The organism is Mucilaginibacter metallidurans (genome assembly GCF_003286435.2).
GTDB lineage: Bacteria > Bacteroidota > Bacteroidia > Sphingobacteriales > Sphingobacteriaceae > Mucilaginibacter > Mucilaginibacter gossypii.
The window spans coordinates 312,989-327,434 of the sequence record NZ_CP043449.1 but is presented as its reverse complement, the minus strand read 5'-3'; the positions used below and the strand labels follow the sequence as shown (position 1 = coordinate 327,434).

Sequence of the window (14,446 nt, the reverse complement as noted above, 5' to 3'; positions counted from 1 at the left end):
CCTGCTTATTTGTTGTTTCTTCACTCATAGTCTGAAAATTTTAAAATTCAATGCCGAATGTAAAGGAAGCCTTCACTGAATTGCATTACTTGGCACTCAAAGGCAGTGTTTGTCACTTATTGACGTTCATCTTAATTGTGGGTGGGTTAAAGCTATCTCTGATGAATTGATGAACATCAGACAATTTGTAATAAAGCTTTCCACTAATAGTATAATAGGGCAGTTTGCCGATGGAGCGATACCGTTGCAGGGAACGGTTGCTGATTTTCAGCATCTGAAGTAAATCCTGGTTATCGAGCAGTTCCTCGCCATCTATGCTATTACGTTTCTTCTGTAAATCATCTATATTATCGCCCAGCATATCAAGACGTCCCATTAAGCGTTCCATCCACGCCAAAAATTCCATTCTGTCAATATTCATAATGATATTTTTAAGGGTTCATACCTATTTTTTATCTGTCTTTAGCTTTCTGCCTTTTTCTATATAGCTTTTACCTTTTGCCATAAGCTCCTGTACAAATTCCTCACTACTCTGTATGGCGTTGGCATTAAGCATATCTTTTATGGATCCCATGGTGTAGAAATATTGACCGTAGATTTTTGAATAACTAATCTCGCCTTTGGTTCTCATACGCCATAAGGTTTTTTCGCTGATATGCAGGTATTGGCATACCTCGTGGTTATTGAGCCACAGGTCATCATAGCTTTTATCTTCCTGTCTTTTCAAATAGTCGGCAATGGCATTGATACGGCTATTTAGCTGTATCCACACGTCTTCTTCGATGGTTATTATTTTCATTGCATAGCTTTTTAAAGTTCACTATGCAAAATTGTGAAAGGTGGCAGTGTTTGTCTGCCAAGCCTTGCCAATTGGTTTGTCTGTTTTTTTAAAATTTTTACAATTAGGGAAAACCCTTGTTTAACAAGGTTTTTATGGGATTTTGGATATTTTGTAATGAAGTTTTGAGAGCATTTGCCAATTGGCAGATATGGGCAAAGAAAAAAGCAGTACGTTTTGGTACTGCTTTCAAACGGTTATTTTTGATATAGCTAAAGGTCTTTATCCATATATTCTTCGAGGGATATTTTGAGTTGGTCTAAAAATGCAGTTCTTGAACCTGCTCTTGTTTTCATTCGGTGGAAAGAATGATGAATATCATTTAAGGGAGTTCGGAATAGCACTTGAAAAATCAAAGCTAATTTTCGGATGCCTATTTTTCCGTATGCAATGGAATTTGAAGCATACAGAGCATATATCAGTTCGATAAGTGCATTTTGAGAATTGGTCCACGAAATATCCTTGTTTGTATCTAAATTTTGTAATATTGTATCGGGATTTTCTTCAGGATTTATTTTAGTAAGAGTGTAAGTATAAAGTAGTTCATTGGCAATAATATGTGCTATTTTGTTGTCGTAATATGTGGAGAAGCTAAGGTCAATTTCAAATACGCCACTCTTTAATCCATCGTGATAGTTAATCTTTCCGAGCCTGAAATAAGTGTGATCACGGTCGGTTCTGCCAGCACGGTAATATCTGTAGAAATCTTCATTGCAAATACTTTCTTTATATTCTAACTTGAGATTTTTTAAAACATTTTCATAATAACTTTGATGTATTTTACCATTACTCACGGGACAGGTAGTTTCTATCCGAAATACTTTATTGTAATAAATAAGTTTTCCAAGGATTTGCGGTTTAACATTCTTAAAGAAATCAACCTCTTGATCTTCATTTAAAAATCCAACTTGCAATACTTCAGTTTTAATAGCACACAACATTTCATTTAGAAACAAAGTCATTTGATATGCTTCATCAGATGACCTTATCATTTGAGAAGAAATTTTGTCCTCCTTATGCCGAATTTCTGATAATATTTTACTCAATATAATTTCCATAGCATAGATGTTTTTAAAGTTTACAGAATTTTATTCAGAACTCATCTAGTTCTTGGTATGCCAAAATTTGGAAATAATATTGAAACCAACACCACAGGTTCCCCCATATTGGGAAAGATTTTTTTGAATATTGTGTGCAAAAAGGGTAAAGCCTTATAGACTTTACCCTTTTATTTATTAAATTTGCAAAGATGATTTACAAGGTAATTCAATGAAAGTAAGCGCAGTGTGCACCATTACTAAATCGTTACCGATAAGGTTTTCAACTTTTGTAAACTGCTCTTTATTAGCCAATTTTGGCTATATTAATCTTTTTATACAAAAATAAAAACTCATAAAATTGAGCTGCATTTAATTTTTTTTCACAGCCACATTATTGTCATCAATGTACTGCAGCCCTTGTGTTAACTTACTTAAATACTACCTTTATCATCAATAAATAGATAAGTAATTACCCCTTGTATGAAAAATGCCTGGACAGAAAAATGGGACCAACGATATGCTGAAGAAGAATTTGCCTATGGTGAACAGCCTAATAATTTTTTACAACAACAACTGTCACTTTTAAAACCAGGCAAAATTCTTTTCCCTGCAGAAGGCGAAGGGCGAAACGCTGTTTTTGCCGCCGGGCTTGGCTGGGCGGTTTCTGCATTCGATATTAGTATTGAGGGTCAAAAGAAAGCCCTGAAACTTGCAGAAAAAAAACAGGTAGCTATTGATTATCGGGTTGGAGAATTGCAGGAACTCAACTATACAGAGGAGCAATTTGACGTGATCGCCTTGATTTATGCGCACTTCCCTCCCAATATCAAATCATTTGTACATCAAACCCTTGACAAATATTTAAATACCGGAGGGCTTATTATTTTTGAGGCTTTTAGTAAAAGCCACCTTGACTACCTTGCAAAAGATGAAAAAATGGGCGGTCCGAGAGATATCGAATCACTATTTTCTTTAGAGGAAGTTAAAATAGATTTTAATAATTACGAGATTTTAGAACTTCTGGAAACGGAGATCCATTTAAATGAAGGGCCTTATCACAGCGGACAAGGCTCGGTTATCCGGTTTGTAGGAAGAAAGAAATTAGTTGGAGCAATTGTTTAAAATAAATCCCCATCATCAATTTGTTCCAATCCAATAACAAACCATTATAACCCCTGCGGTTTTCCATTCGGCCTGATGCTCTTTGATGTGGTTTTTAACTGCCACAACTGCATGTCCGAGGTATTCCTTAACAGTATGTTTAGAAAGGTTCAATTTCTCGGCAGCCTCTTCATAGGTTTTCCCTTCCAATTTGCAAAGGGTAAATACCTTTTTTCGCTGCGGCGATAATTGGTTAATAGCCTGTTGTAATAAATAATATTGTTCATCCATTAACTGTACGTCGCCGTTATCGGTTTCCATTTCGGCAAAATGCATGGTGTTAACAACAGCCGTTTCGCGTACTTTTTTGCGGAGATAGGAGATGGATTTATTGAAGCTCAATACAAACAACCAGCCGCTTACCGATTGATCGGGGTTAATATCGGCCCGTTTTTCCCATAGGGCCACAAAAATATCCTGCAAAATATCCCGGGCGATATCATCGTCTTTAGTGAGTTTGAATATGTTACGATAAATAGCCTGATGATACTTTTGATAAAGCATATCAAATGCACCGATGTCATCATCGTGTAAGCGAAACACTAAATCTTTATCTCCATTTGAATCCATAAAAAACTGATAATTATCTATTTATTCTTTAATCAACAGGCAGGAATTATTGTTAAAAGTACAACTATTTTTCAATCAACGAAGCCACGCCATAGCAGCGCCATTAATTATTATTCAGTAACAGGCAGGAGGCTTATCGCCTTTTGTAAAGCTTGACCCAGACTATAAACTTATCTTCTATAGCCTGGGCTAAACAGGTAACTGGAATGACCAATATATAAAAACGGGACTAAAACTACAGCCCGTTAAATTACAATTTAACTGTTGCAGGCAGATATTTGGCAATCAGATCCTCATAATAAGGTTTTAACTCGGATACTACCGGCGGTTTCGGGCTTTTAGAGTACAGATCGTACGGATTAAATTTATCAACCCATTTAAACATTTCCTGGTCATGCGCATTCAACAAATGGTCATACGCTTTTTCGCGGTGCTGTGAGTAAAATGAGTGATAGCGGATCATGTACAAAGCTTCTTCGGGCAGGTAATCTTTGGTGATATGGTACAGGTACTCATCATGTCCCCATGACATATGCACATTTTCGAGCCCGCATTTATGAGTATAAACGCCATACTTGGTATTGTAACGCTCATCGTAGCTATCAGGATTTGCGGCAAAAAATTCCGGGTAAACTATCTTATCCGAAAACTTGCAGCCTACCGGGAACGTGTCGCCCACTACATTCCATTGCGGTTCGCCAAAAAGGCAAAGTACCTTGCCTAAATCATGTATAAAGCCTGTTAATACAAACCAATCCGGGTGTCCATCGGCGCGGATAGCCTCAGATGTTTGCAATAAATGCTGCAGCTGATCAAGCGAAATATCCGGATCCGATTCATCAACCAGGGTGTTCAGATATTCCATTGCCGACCACCATGGCATTTCCTTTTTATCAAACTGTAAAAAGTTTGCCTTTTTGGCCAGTACGTTGCCATAGGTTTGATAAGTATGGTTAAGCCTGTAAAATTCCCGCACCGGGTTATTTTCATCGTCGTTATAAACCCTGAACTCCTCTTTGGCCTTCTCAGTACCTGGTTCCGGGTACCTGCTCAATACATCATCTTCCCATACGTCAAGACTCGGCAATGGCGATATCTCTTTTTCAGTTAACTTTTCCATATTGTAAACCTTTTATTAAATATTAAGCACCTTGATATTTATTGCGCTCCCAAACCAAATACCACAGGAAAATCCAATTAATTATTGCGGCTTTACGTTTTACTGGAGCTGCAATCCAATGCTCCGTTTAGTTTTATAATGATTAAATTTTGATAAAAAAAACGGTCCTTTTATATTAACTGCAATATTTATTTACGTAAACGATTAAGTTACACTAACGTTAAAAGCTGCACACACGACGTTAAAAGCCCTTAAATTGATTTAGCAAGGCTGATTCCTGATGTGAAATGAAATTACCTCTTAAGGATCTTATTTTTACTCGTTCCGGGAATCTGAATGCCTTTAACCGAAGATTTGCTTACCCTGTTAAACACAATCACCGGCAGTGATTTAACCTGCGGTATTTTGAGGCCATTAATAGTCAACCTATCCACACCATCAAACACACCGGCAGCCCTGAAATCATTCCCCAGGCAGCTAAGGGTTACATCTTTAAAAGTTACCCCTTCCGCATGCCGTGTGTAAAAACCCCAGGCCGGCAGTTCGCCAAACATTGAAAACTCGGGGTAATCATGCGGGTTTTCGGGAATCTTTGTTAACGAATCAAGGCTGACATTTGCTACAGCTTTGCTGGCATCGCCGTGGTACACTATCTTAATATTTTCGAGTATTACATTTTTAACCGGGTGCCCGGGCAAACCTGCAATTGACGAAGGAAATGTATTGTGGTTCCCTTTAACCAAAGGCCCTTCCATCGGATAGCCTTTATCGGGCTTACCTTTAGGCACATCTACAGTTACATTACTGATGCGGATACCATTGATGCGGCTTACTACAATATCCTTATTACGATGACCAAGACGGATAAAAATGGCGTTGCCCGTATTTACCGCGTTGATATTACTGATATCAATATCTTCCATCACGCCACCATCAACACATTCCAATGCAATGGCCGAGCGGTAGGTATCGTAAATTTTCACATTCTTTATGGTTATCTTTTTAAAACCTCCATGCGAAGCCGTGCCAAATTTGATGCCGCTGGCACTTGACCTGGTGGTACAGTTTGCCACATAGATATTTTCACAGCTACTATTCCTGTCGCTCGATTTGAGGCAGATACCATCATCATCGGCATTAAAAAAGCTATTGGTAAGCTTTACATTTTGGCAATCAACTAAATCAATACCATCGTTGTTCCAATACGTGTTGCTTTCTACTTTTATGCTATCGATAACCAGGTCGCGGCATTTGGTATAATCCTGCACCCACACCAAGCCGTTTTTCATGGTTACACCTTTTATCAGCACATCGGTACAGTTTGAAAAATGGATCAATTTAGGCCGGTTAGGTTCCTCGGGCTGAGTTTGCCCCCAGGGGTTTTGTTTTTGCCATAACGAATCCCTTAATTTACCCGCTTTCAGCATCGCAAAAAGGTCTTTCAGCAACTCTTCTCCATTTCCATCAATGGCGCCTTTACCTGTTATGGCAATATGCTGCAGGTTGTTGGCGGCTATCAATGGCGCTGCATGGCCTTCGCCATAATCAATTCTTTTTGCGCTGCCCAGCAATACAGCATTTTTGGCAAGGTTAAGGGTAACATTTGATTTTAGGCTGATAGCAGCTGTTAGAAACTTCCCTGCGGGAACATATACCGTACCTCCGCCCTGTGCGCTTGCATTATCAATAGCTTTTTGAATGCTGATTGTATTGTTGGTAATACCATCAGCTTTAGCACCGTAATCGGTAATGTTAAAAACTTTTTGTTGCGCATAACCGGCAAATGGCGTTATAAGCAACGTTAAAAAATGAAGGATTTTCATTATTAAGTTATAATTAAAAGAAAAATTAAGCAGGTTTATCGCTTATTGAGTTTACGAACAATGAAGCGTTTAATTGTACATTAAACACCTAAACTATTAAACTTTAAATTTAATTGGCGACGAAGACATACTTTTTATTTACGTAAACGTTTACGTAGCGCAGATAGTGTTGATAATAATCCTTACTAAACTTGTGCATTATTACGACATCTTAATATATCAAACAATGCTTTTGGTTTAAATCAATTTTATATCTTTGCCCCTGTCTGCTCCCGTAGTTCAATGGATAGAATTATGGTTTCCGGTACCATCGATATGAGTTCGAATCTCGTCGGGAGCACTACAAAACCCACAGAAATGTGGGTTTTGTGTTTTGTATCTCAGGCTTTTCACTATTTTCGATTTAAATAGTTTTCGATGGATTTTCTTTCTAATCTTTTTCGTCTTAAGCCATCAATTGATCCTACTCTTCAAGCCGCACCAGGCAGGAGTGGTAAAGAAAAGCAATTAACTTTTATTAGAGACTCCCTTAAACCACTTTTAAAAGCCGAAGGTTATAAGACTGCTGGGAATAAATGGTGGAAATTTAATGGATCATTTTTTAATTTTATTGAATTACAAAACTTTTCATGGAATTCAATGAATTCGGTTGATTTTTGTTTCAACTTTACGACCGGGTTAACAACCGATATTAAAAATGGTAACAAACCAACAATTCACGATGGGATCCCTCACATAAGAGAAAGTTATTTTGAAGTCAAAAAAAATGAGTATTGGAAAGGCGCAAATGGATATCACATTGATGATATTACCGATCTGGATAGGTTTACCAAACAGATTATAGCTGATTTTGAATTACTCATTTTACCGAAATTTAATTCATTAACTAACAAAGAGTCTATTGTCGATTTTTATTCAGACGAATTTTGGGCTCCCCGTATAAAACAAAGCCTTGCTCTTGGGTATAAAGATGTACGCATGGATAATTAGTTGACGTTTTATCACTTTCAACTTTTCCATTCTGCAATTCTTCTCAGCTGTTCAAAAAAATAGTTCAAAATCTTGTCATGACCACAATATAAGCTTACCTATTCACTTCAGCATACCTTTTCCTAAACGCCGTGGGGTTCTCTCCTTTATATTTTTTAAAAATCCTATTCAGGTGACTTTCATCTGTAAAACCAAACTCATAGGCTATTTCGCTCATGCGTTTATCGGTGTATTGCAGGCGGGTTTCTATCAGTTTCAGTTTATAGCTGGTGATATATTGCTGCAAGCTTTCGCCGGTGGTTTTCTTAAAATATTCGCTGATGTAGTTTGGCGAAAAGTTAAATGACGAGGCTATACACTCGGCCTTGAGGCGGTCGGGCTGGTAAATATATTCGTGGATATAGTTAAGTAACGGCAACGTAGTTGTTGAAGGTTGTTTTAAAATATTAGCATGCTGCTGTAGCGTGATATTGCGGGCGGCAATGGTTATAATAGTATTCATCAATTGCTCAACTACCTCATTATGCTGAGGAAACTCGTTTGATGTTTCTCGTTGTAAAGCCTCTATCAGCGCCCTAACCAGCGGTTTATCGGTAACTGTTTTAAGGATACAACCTGGCAAATGGTTATGGTTATGAAAAATGAATTCCATTTTCTTTACCCATTGATCGCTTTGGGTTTTCAGATAGCTATCGGTAAACCGGATGAAATAAAAGCGGGTTAGCTCATGCACCTCAAAGCCATGATGATCTTCCGGAAAAATCAAAAAGAACTTGTTAGCAGCGTAAGGAAGTTCATGCCCGTTAATGATCTGGATCCCCTTGCCCTCCAGCGTAAATACCATTTCAAAAAAAGTATTGCGGTGCGGTTTAGCCGTATACTGGTTTGTTTCAAGCAATTCCAGTTCATAAGGCCGGTATAGGTTTTTGGTTTCCATACCCGTAAAGTTACAGATCATCCCCCTGAATGTACAAGACCAAGGCCCTGATTATACAGAACTTTGACTTATCAAAACAAACACATCATGAACGATTTAACATTTGTAATACTAAGACTGGCAATTGGAGCCAGCATGTTTGGTCACGGCCTGGTTCGCTTACCTAAATTGAATGGCTTTAGCCAATGGATGGTTGGCACTTTTGAAAAATCAATGCTGCCTAAATTTATGGTAACACCTTTCAGTTACCTGTTACCAATTGCCGAATTTACTATAGGCGTGTTACTCCTATCCGGATTATTCACCAAGCCTGCTTTAGTTGCCGGCGGCGCAGTAATGATGATATTAATATTAGGCAGCTGTTTGATTGAAAATTGGGAGATCCTTCCTTCACAGCTGATCCATGCTGCTTTTTTTGCCGTGCTGCTTCAGTTTGCAGCTAACAATACCTATTCATTAGATAACCTTTTCTTCAATAAATAATATCATGAGCTCAAGAAGAGATTTTGTAAAACAAGGCGGGCTTTTAGGTTTAGCCGGCCTTGTAGGCAGTAATTTAGCATCAGCTAAACAAAGCACACCTTTAAACAACTTTAACACCTCAAAATGGGCCGATGGTTCAAAGCTGGTGGTTTCAGTATCCATGCAGTTTGAAGCAGGCGGTCAGCCGGATAATGCCGAAAGCCCATTTCCGCAGAATATGCAAAAAGGCTTTATTGATTTGCCCGGCGCAACCTGGTTTCAATACGGCTATAAAGAAGGGGTTCCCCGTATGCTGGATAACTGGGACAAGCTGGGCATTAAAGTAACATCGCACATGGTTGGTTCGGCAGTGCTCAAAAATCCTGCTTTAGCTAAAGAAATTGTAGACCGCGGGCACGAGGCAGCAGCTCATGGTATGAACTGGGCAACGCAATACACTATGCCCTACGAGCAGGAAAAGCAGTTTATAAAAGACGGTGCAGATGCCATTAAAAAAGTAACCGGGTTTACCCCGGTAGGCTACAATGCCAACTGGCTACGCCGCGGCGGAAACACACTGAAAATACTACAGGAACTTGGTTTCGTATACCACATTGACGACCTGAGCCGTGATGAGCCTTTTATTATCCCGGTTAATCAGAAGGATTTTGTGGTGGTGCCTTACACCATCCGCAACAACGATATTGTGCTGATTGAAGGCAAAAATTTCTCGCCAGATCAATTCCTCACACAGGTAAAAATGGAGTTCGACCAGCTTTATGCCGAGGCTGAGTTTAAACGCCGGCAAATGTCAATCAGTTTTCACGATCGTATTGGTGGTACCCCTCAAATGGTTAAGGCCGCCAATGATCTGATAAAATACATACAGCAGCACAAAGGCGTAAGTTTTAAACGCAAAGATGAGATCGCTAAAATGGCTTTGGAGGATAAGACGACGATAAGGGAGAGTTGATTTCCTCCGGACTTATATAAATAAAAGTCATGCTGAACTTGTTTCAGCACCCCACATAACAAGTAGCCGATTTGCTTAGCACGGTTGCTTAACTATTGGGATGTTGAAACAAGTTCAACATGACTTTTATTTTTATTTTCATTCCTAATTCTCCTTCATACCCGGATACTGGTCAAAAAGAGCTTTTAACTTTTGGGCCATTTCAGGGTATTCTTTTATTACGTTAGTACGCTCGCTGGGGTCATAAGCCAGGTTAAACAGTTCGGTTTTTGCAAGTAGCGGTGAACCTGCTACGCCACCAACGTTGTTATTTGCCTTTACTTCACGATACTTCCAGTCGCCAAGGCGCACAGCCTCGCAAACGCTGTTATTGTAATAGTAAATAGGTCTGTGTTCTGGATGTTTAGGCGCTTTTCCTGTTAACACGTCGGCTATCGACTGTCCATCAAGTGTACGGCCTTTCGGCAGCGGGGCACCAGTCCAATTGGCAAGTGTAGGCAACACATCAAGGTTGCTCATCATACTGGTAATGCTTGCGCCAACTGGGGTATGGTTTTTCCAGTAAACGATGAACGGCTCGCGTACACCGCCCTCGTATGTTAATCCCTTGCTGCCGCGAAATACACCTGCGGTACCTGCATCCCAACGCCTGGTAGCACTATCGCCCAGCATCCGGTCGGGAAAATCTATCCATGGACCATTATCGCTCGAAAACATGAATATTGTATTATCAGCCAGTCCCTGTTTTTCAAGCTCTGCCCAAACCTGGCCAAGGCTTTCGTCCAGTTGTTCAACTACATCACCTAAATGACCGCCATCGCTTCTGTTTTTATTTTTCGCCGATGATGCAAAGGCTACCGGCAGATGCGGCATGTTGTGAGCAAGGTATAAGAAAAACGGCTTATCACCCTTTTTCTGCTCCTTAATAAAGCGGATGGCTTCGCGCTTGTATAACTCAATCAGTGATGAATCGGCAGGTTTTAAAATTTCGGGCTTGTGGTTTCGGAATACTTTAATGGTAGTATCGGTTTTCACATAAGGCGAGCGATAATCATGACTGTACAGCAAACCATAGTATGAATCAAAACCCTGTGCCATGGGATGGTTATAAGCTGCATGATCGCCGAGATGCCATTTGCCTATCATGGCCGTTTTATAGCCAATTTGTTTCAGCATTTCGGCAATGGTAATTTCCTGATCAGGAATCCCAAGCGACGAGCCGGGGCCTATAGGGTAAGGCAGGTTCATCCTTGAAGCATAGCGCCCGGTAAGCAATGAAGCCCTCGATGGTGTACAGGTTGGGCTACTAACCACGTAATTGGTTGCCCTCACCCCTTTTTGCGCCATCTTATCTAAAAATGGTGTACGGATCACCGGGTTACCATAGCAACTTAAATCGGAATAGCCCATATCGTCGGCCAAAACAAAAATGATATTAGGCAGCTGTTTTTTCTGGGCCGAAACTGGTTCAATTAAAAATAGCAGGCACAAGAGAAAAAGGCCTTTGCAGGTTAATTTGGTTAGATATTTCATTACCCCGTGAAAATAGTTTTTTATAACGGACGACCGTTAAAGATAACTTAACTTTTACAATGGGGAATGGAATAACTATTTGAATAATGTTTTTCAAATCCCCTCTTGAGAGGGGGCGCGATGGAGCGAGTGATAGCAGGGGTGTGTTTCTGCGGCATGTTTATCAAAAGCTGAGACACACCCCTCCGCACCTCTCAAGAGGGGAATCGTGCTTTTCCCGCTTTTATAAACTACTATTTATCCGCCTTGCGCAGCATCTCCCTGTGCTCCTTGCCCCATTTTATCATTTCTAAAATAATGCCGCCAAAACTCCGGCAATACTCTGTCGATTCATACTCGATCAAGACCGGTAAAGTTGGGGTTACGGTCCGTTTAACAAGCTTATTCATTTCCATAGTTTTCAGCTCGCGCGATAACATACGCGTGGTGATGCCGGGAATACTCCGCTCAATTTCTCTGAAACGTTTGTTTCCATTACAAATGGAATTAATGATTGGCAATGTCCATTTACCGCCAATAACATACATGGTATCTTGTAAAGCCTGCCGCTCATCGGCATGATTACGTTGGTGTGACGTTATTCCCCCTTCCATACTGGTATACTCTGTGTAACTGGTTACAAAATTATATCAATTCCAGTATACTTTTGCATAAAAAAATAAAACACCATGTCAAAAGCAGTTTTTATAACCGGAACCAGCAGCGGACTGGGCAAATTAACCGCTAAACATTTTGCACAACAAGGCTGGAATGTAGCCGCCACCATGCGTACACCCGAAAAGGAAACCGAACTAACGCAATATCCTAATATCAAAATATTTAAATTGGATGTTACCAAACTTGAACAGGTAAAAACAGCAACCGAACAGGCGATAGCCACTTTCGGCAAAATTGATGTTGTGGTAAACAATGCAGGTATGGGTACGTATGGCGCATTGGAGCTTGCTAAAGAAGAAGACATCGACTGGCAGTTTGCGGTAAATGCCCGCGGCCCTATCAACGTAATCCGTGCGTTCCTGCCCCATTTCAGGCAAAACAACGGGGGCATGTTCATCAACATCAGCTCCTTTATGGGTATTACTACCGCTGTACCGCTTGGCTCGCTTTACAACATGTCAAAATTCGCGTTGGAAGGCCTAACCGAAGGATTGTATTACGAACTAAAGCCGCTTAATATTCATTTAAGGCTGATAGAGCAAGGCGGATCCAAAGGCAACAACTTTGTTGAAAGCGTGGTTTGGAACCAAAACCCGGATATAACCGCTTACGACGAGCTTACCAACAAACTGCAAAACCTGATGGGCTCACGCGATGAATCACAACTTGATGATCCGATGCTTATTGTTAACGCTATTGATGATCTTGCTACCGGCAAAAGCGACAAGTTCCGCACCGTTATAGGCGATATGGGTAACATGCTGATGAACATGCGTAACACTATGCCTATTGAGGAATATATGGATAAGATGGCAACATTTTTTTAACCATGATTTGTAAGATTTTGGGATTGCCCTGATAAAACGAGCCTAATAAACCCGCTCGCATATTGGGGCAATTACTATTATCAGCGTTAAGGGCTTACAGTTTACCGATCGGTTTCTTGTAACAGACTTATACAATCATCATATAATTCGTAAGTTGCATTTAGGGTCTGATCTTTTGCTGCTTGTTTAGCTATAAATTCTATTATCTCTTGTCGTTTACTCGTTGTTATTCCTGTTTTGTTATACCAACTGTCAACAGTTGGTATATAGATTACTGCAATAGATCTACCGCCAGCTAATTCATATAAAAACTTCAACTCGATCTCGCCGTCTCCATAAATAACACGGCCTTCCTTGCCGTTATCTATATATTTTAGGTATTTGGCTCCCATAGTGCCATTCTTTTATTCAACTATTTATTTTCCCAGCCCCTAATTTAATCACTTTTAGCGTAAGAATGACATTAAAACAGAACCCCTTAATTGAGCTTTTCAACAAAGCAACTTGAGCTTTTTAACAAAACGCCGCGCCGCCTTTCAACCTAACTTTGTGTTATCAAAAAGAAAGATAAGACTATGAAAAAAGTATGGTTTATAACAGGCAGCGCCCGCGGATTAGGCCGCAGCCTTACAGAAGCAGTTTTAGCAGCAGGCGATAATGTTGCCGCTACAGCACGTAACCCAGAGCAATTAAAAGATCTGGCTGATAAATATCCCGGCCAGGTATATCCGATAAAATTAGATGTTACCGATTACCCGGCAGTACATAAAGCCGTTGCCGATGCGGTAGCCCACTTTGGCAAAATTGATGTATTGGTAAATAACGCTGGTTTCGGTATCGTTGGCGCCGCCGAAGCGTTCACTGATGAGCAGGTACGCAGTCAGCTGGAAACAAATCTTTATGCTCCTATCGAGATCACCCGCGCGGTTTTGCCTTATATGCGCAAGCAACGCTCGGGCCGTATTTTGCAGATCAGCTCGGTTGGTGGTCGCGTTGGTAATGCAGGTTTAAGCATGTACCAGGCAGCTAAGTTTGGCTTGAGCGGCTTCACCGAAGCTTTAGCTAAAGAAGTAAAGCCACTTGGCATACTGGTTACCAGCGTTGAGCCTGGGGGCTTCCGTACCGATTGGGCCGGCGACTCGATGAGCTACGCACCAAAAGTTGAAGGCTATGAACAAACGGTTGACGCACGTGCCGATTATTTATCGAGCGGCAAATTTATTCCTGTAGGTGACCCCGAAAAAGCAGCGAAGGTAATGGTTGATCTTGTTGAACATCCGGAGCCTCCTGTGCACCTTATATTGGGCAGCGAAGCCGCTGGCTTATTAAAAGCTGCCGATGAAGCACGCAAAGCCGAATTTGAAAAATGGCTCCCTGTTACAACTTCAACTGATCATGCCGAAGCGGAAGATTTTCTGAATACAGAATTTGGGAAATCAATAACCGCTCAAAAAGCATAATATAATTTCGGTTGTGGGGACATGTTCCACGGGATATATCAGACTTACGAAGCTT

The 14,446-nt window shown here is 40.4% G+C and carries 16 protein-coding genes and 1 tRNA gene; 7 read left to right on the top strand and 10 right to left on the bottom strand.

All coding sequences use genetic code 11. The annotated features are described in order from the left end of the window. Window positions 1-112: 112 nt before the first annotated feature. From DIU38_RS01585 to DIU38_RS01575, 3 genes are all read right to left on the bottom strand, one after another. Window positions 113-421 carry a helix-turn-helix domain-containing protein gene (locus DIU38_RS01585; protein WP_034871390.1) on the bottom strand — a complete coding sequence of 103 codons (309 nt, stop codon included), beginning with the start codon at window positions 419-421 and terminating at the stop codon, window positions 113-115. A 24-nt stretch (window positions 422-445) separates the two neighbouring features. After that, window positions 446-799 carry a helix-turn-helix domain-containing protein gene (locus DIU38_RS01580; protein WP_034871389.1) on the bottom strand — a complete coding sequence of 118 codons (354 nt, stop codon included), beginning with the start codon at window positions 797-799 and terminating at the stop codon, window positions 446-448. Between the two features lie 251 nt (window positions 800-1,050). Further along, window positions 1,051-1,896 carry an RteC domain-containing protein gene (locus DIU38_RS01575; RefSeq protein ID WP_034871388.1) on the bottom strand — a complete coding sequence of 282 codons (846 nt, stop codon included), beginning with the start codon at window positions 1,894-1,896 and terminating at the stop codon, window positions 1,051-1,053. Between the two features lie 462 nt (window positions 1,897-2,358). On the opposite strand from DIU38_RS01575, the gene DIU38_RS01570 reads away from it, so the two are divergent. Further along, the gene (locus DIU38_RS01570) at window positions 2,359-3,000 is read left to right on the top strand and encodes a class I SAM-dependent methyltransferase (protein WP_112657636.1); all 642 of its coding nucleotides are present in this window, start codon (window positions 2,359-2,361) and stop codon (window positions 2,998-3,000) included. Window positions 3,001-3,015: 15 nt separating this feature from the next. Here the strand turns inward: DIU38_RS01570 and DIU38_RS01565 are convergent, their stop codons facing one another. The 3 genes from DIU38_RS01565 to DIU38_RS01555 all read right to left on the bottom strand — a co-directional run bounded on the left by DIU38_RS01565 (window position 3,016) and on the right by DIU38_RS01555 (window position 6,552). After that, entirely contained in the window at window positions 3,016-3,609 is a 594-nt protein-coding gene (locus DIU38_RS01565) for an RNA polymerase sigma factor (RefSeq protein ID WP_112657638.1), read from the bottom strand. A gap of 250 nt (window positions 3,610-3,859) precedes the next feature. Further along, window positions 3,860-4,729, bottom strand: a complete 870-nt coding sequence (locus tag DIU38_RS01560; protein ID WP_112657640.1) for an inositol oxygenase family protein — start codon at window positions 4,727-4,729, stop codon at window positions 3,860-3,862. 293 nt (window positions 4,730-5,022) lie between these two features. Further along, the gene (locus tag DIU38_RS01555; protein WP_112657642.1) at window positions 5,023-6,552 is read right to left on the bottom strand and encodes a glycoside hydrolase family 28 protein; all 1,530 of its coding nucleotides are present in this window, start codon (window positions 6,550-6,552) and stop codon (window positions 5,023-5,025) included. 268 nt (window positions 6,553-6,820) lie between these two features. Here DIU38_RS01555 and DIU38_RS01550 point away from each other — a divergent pair. Further along, window positions 6,821-6,892, top strand: a tRNA-Arg gene (locus tag DIU38_RS01550). A 77-nt stretch (window positions 6,893-6,969) separates the two neighbouring features. Then, window positions 6,970-7,542, top strand: coding sequence for a DUF4304 domain-containing protein (locus tag DIU38_RS01545; protein WP_112657644.1), 573 nt, complete (start codon window positions 6,970-6,972; stop codon window positions 7,540-7,542). Window positions 7,543-7,636: 94 nt separating this feature from the next. Here the strand turns inward: DIU38_RS01545 and DIU38_RS01540 are convergent, their stop codons facing one another. Further along, window positions 7,637-8,479: a helix-turn-helix domain-containing protein gene (locus DIU38_RS01540; protein ID WP_112657646.1), complete on the bottom strand. Its 843-nt coding sequence runs from the start codon at window positions 8,477-8,479 to the stop codon at window positions 7,637-7,639. An 87-nt stretch (window positions 8,480-8,566) separates the two neighbouring features. Here DIU38_RS01540 and DIU38_RS01535 point away from each other — a divergent pair, with 87 nt between their 5' ends. Together DIU38_RS01535 and DIU38_RS01530 are read left to right on the top strand one after the other, a co-directional pair. Further along, entirely contained in the window at window positions 8,567-8,962 is a 396-nt protein-coding gene (locus DIU38_RS01535; protein ID WP_112657648.1) for a DoxX family protein, read from the top strand. A 4-nt stretch (window positions 8,963-8,966) separates the two neighbouring features. Further along, entirely contained in the window at window positions 8,967-9,914 is a 948-nt protein-coding gene (locus DIU38_RS01530; RefSeq protein WP_112657650.1) for a polysaccharide deacetylase family protein, read from the top strand. A gap of 144 nt (window positions 9,915-10,058) precedes the next feature. Here the strand turns inward: DIU38_RS01530 and DIU38_RS01525 are convergent, their stop codons facing one another. Beyond that, window positions 10,059-11,447: a sulfatase family protein gene (locus tag DIU38_RS01525; protein WP_112657652.1), complete on the bottom strand. Its 1,389-nt coding sequence runs from the start codon at window positions 11,445-11,447 to the stop codon at window positions 10,059-10,061. Window positions 11,448-11,680: 233 nt separating this feature from the next. Next, the gene (locus tag DIU38_RS01520) at window positions 11,681-12,040 is read right to left on the bottom strand and encodes a winged helix-turn-helix transcriptional regulator (RefSeq protein WP_112657654.1); all 360 of its coding nucleotides are present in this window, start codon (window positions 12,038-12,040) and stop codon (window positions 11,681-11,683) included. Window positions 12,041-12,115: 75 nt separating this feature from the next. On the opposite strand from DIU38_RS01520, the gene DIU38_RS01515 reads away from it, so the two are divergent. Further along, entirely contained in the window at window positions 12,116-12,931 is an 816-nt protein-coding gene (locus DIU38_RS01515; RefSeq protein ID WP_112657656.1) for an SDR family oxidoreductase, read from the top strand. Between the two features lie 101 nt (window positions 12,932-13,032). On the opposite strand, the gene DIU38_RS01510 is transcribed toward DIU38_RS01515, so the two are convergent. Next, window positions 13,033-13,323: a hypothetical protein gene (locus DIU38_RS01510; protein ID WP_112657658.1), complete on the bottom strand. Its 291-nt coding sequence runs from the start codon at window positions 13,321-13,323 to the stop codon at window positions 13,033-13,035. 183 nt (window positions 13,324-13,506) lie between these two features. Between DIU38_RS01510 and DIU38_RS01505 the strand changes: the two genes are divergently transcribed. Next, window positions 13,507-14,391 carry an oxidoreductase gene (locus DIU38_RS01505; protein ID WP_112657660.1) on the top strand — a complete coding sequence of 295 codons (885 nt, stop codon included), beginning with the start codon at window positions 13,507-13,509 and terminating at the stop codon, window positions 14,389-14,391. Window positions 14,392-14,446 lie beyond the last annotated feature (55 nt).

Coding starts and splice junctions, on each gene's coding strand:
- DIU38_RS01540 (WP_112657646.1), bottom strand. CDS start 8,479: ATGGAAACCAAAAACCTATACCGGCCTTATGAACTGGAATTGCTTGAA.
- DIU38_RS01530 (WP_112657650.1), top strand. CDS start 8,967: ATGAGCTCAAGAAGAGATTTTGTAAAACAAGGCGGGCTTTTAGGTTTA.
- DIU38_RS01585 (WP_034871390.1), bottom strand. CDS start 421: ATGAATATTGACAGAATGGAATTTTTGGCGTGGATGGAACGCTTAATG.
- DIU38_RS01570 (WP_112657636.1), top strand. CDS start 2,359: ATGAAAAATGCCTGGACAGAAAAATGGGACCAACGATATGCTGAAGAA.
- DIU38_RS01505 (WP_112657660.1), top strand. CDS start 13,507: ATGAAAAAAGTATGGTTTATAACAGGCAGCGCCCGCGGATTAGGCCGC.
- DIU38_RS01575 (WP_034871388.1), bottom strand. CDS start 1,896: ATGGAAATTATATTGAGTAAAATATTATCAGAAATTCGGCATAAGGAG.
- DIU38_RS01555 (WP_112657642.1), bottom strand. CDS start 6,552: ATGAAAATCCTTCATTTTTTAACGTTGCTTATAACGCCATTTGCCGGT.
- DIU38_RS01510 (WP_112657658.1), bottom strand. CDS start 13,323: ATGGGAGCCAAATACCTAAAATATATAGATAACGGCAAGGAAGGCCGT.
- DIU38_RS01520 (WP_112657654.1), bottom strand. CDS start 12,040: ATGGAAGGGGGAATAACGTCACACCAACGTAATCATGCCGATGAGCGG.
- DIU38_RS01545 (WP_112657644.1), top strand. CDS start 6,970: ATGGATTTTCTTTCTAATCTTTTTCGTCTTAAGCCATCAATTGATCCT.
- DIU38_RS01565 (WP_112657638.1), bottom strand. CDS start 3,609: ATGGATTCAAATGGAGATAAAGATTTAGTGTTTCGCTTACACGATGAT.
- DIU38_RS01535 (WP_112657648.1), top strand. CDS start 8,567: ATGAACGATTTAACATTTGTAATACTAAGACTGGCAATTGGAGCCAGC.
- DIU38_RS01560 (WP_112657640.1), bottom strand. CDS start 4,729: ATGGAAAAGTTAACTGAAAAAGAGATATCGCCATTGCCGAGTCTTGAC.
- DIU38_RS01580 (WP_034871389.1), bottom strand. CDS start 799: ATGAAAATAATAACCATCGAAGAAGACGTGTGGATACAGCTAAATAGC.
- DIU38_RS01525 (WP_112657652.1), bottom strand. CDS start 11,447: ATGAAATATCTAACCAAATTAACCTGCAAAGGCCTTTTTCTCTTGTGC.
- DIU38_RS01515 (WP_112657656.1), top strand. CDS start 12,116: ATGTCAAAAGCAGTTTTTATAACCGGAACCAGCAGCGGACTGGGCAAA.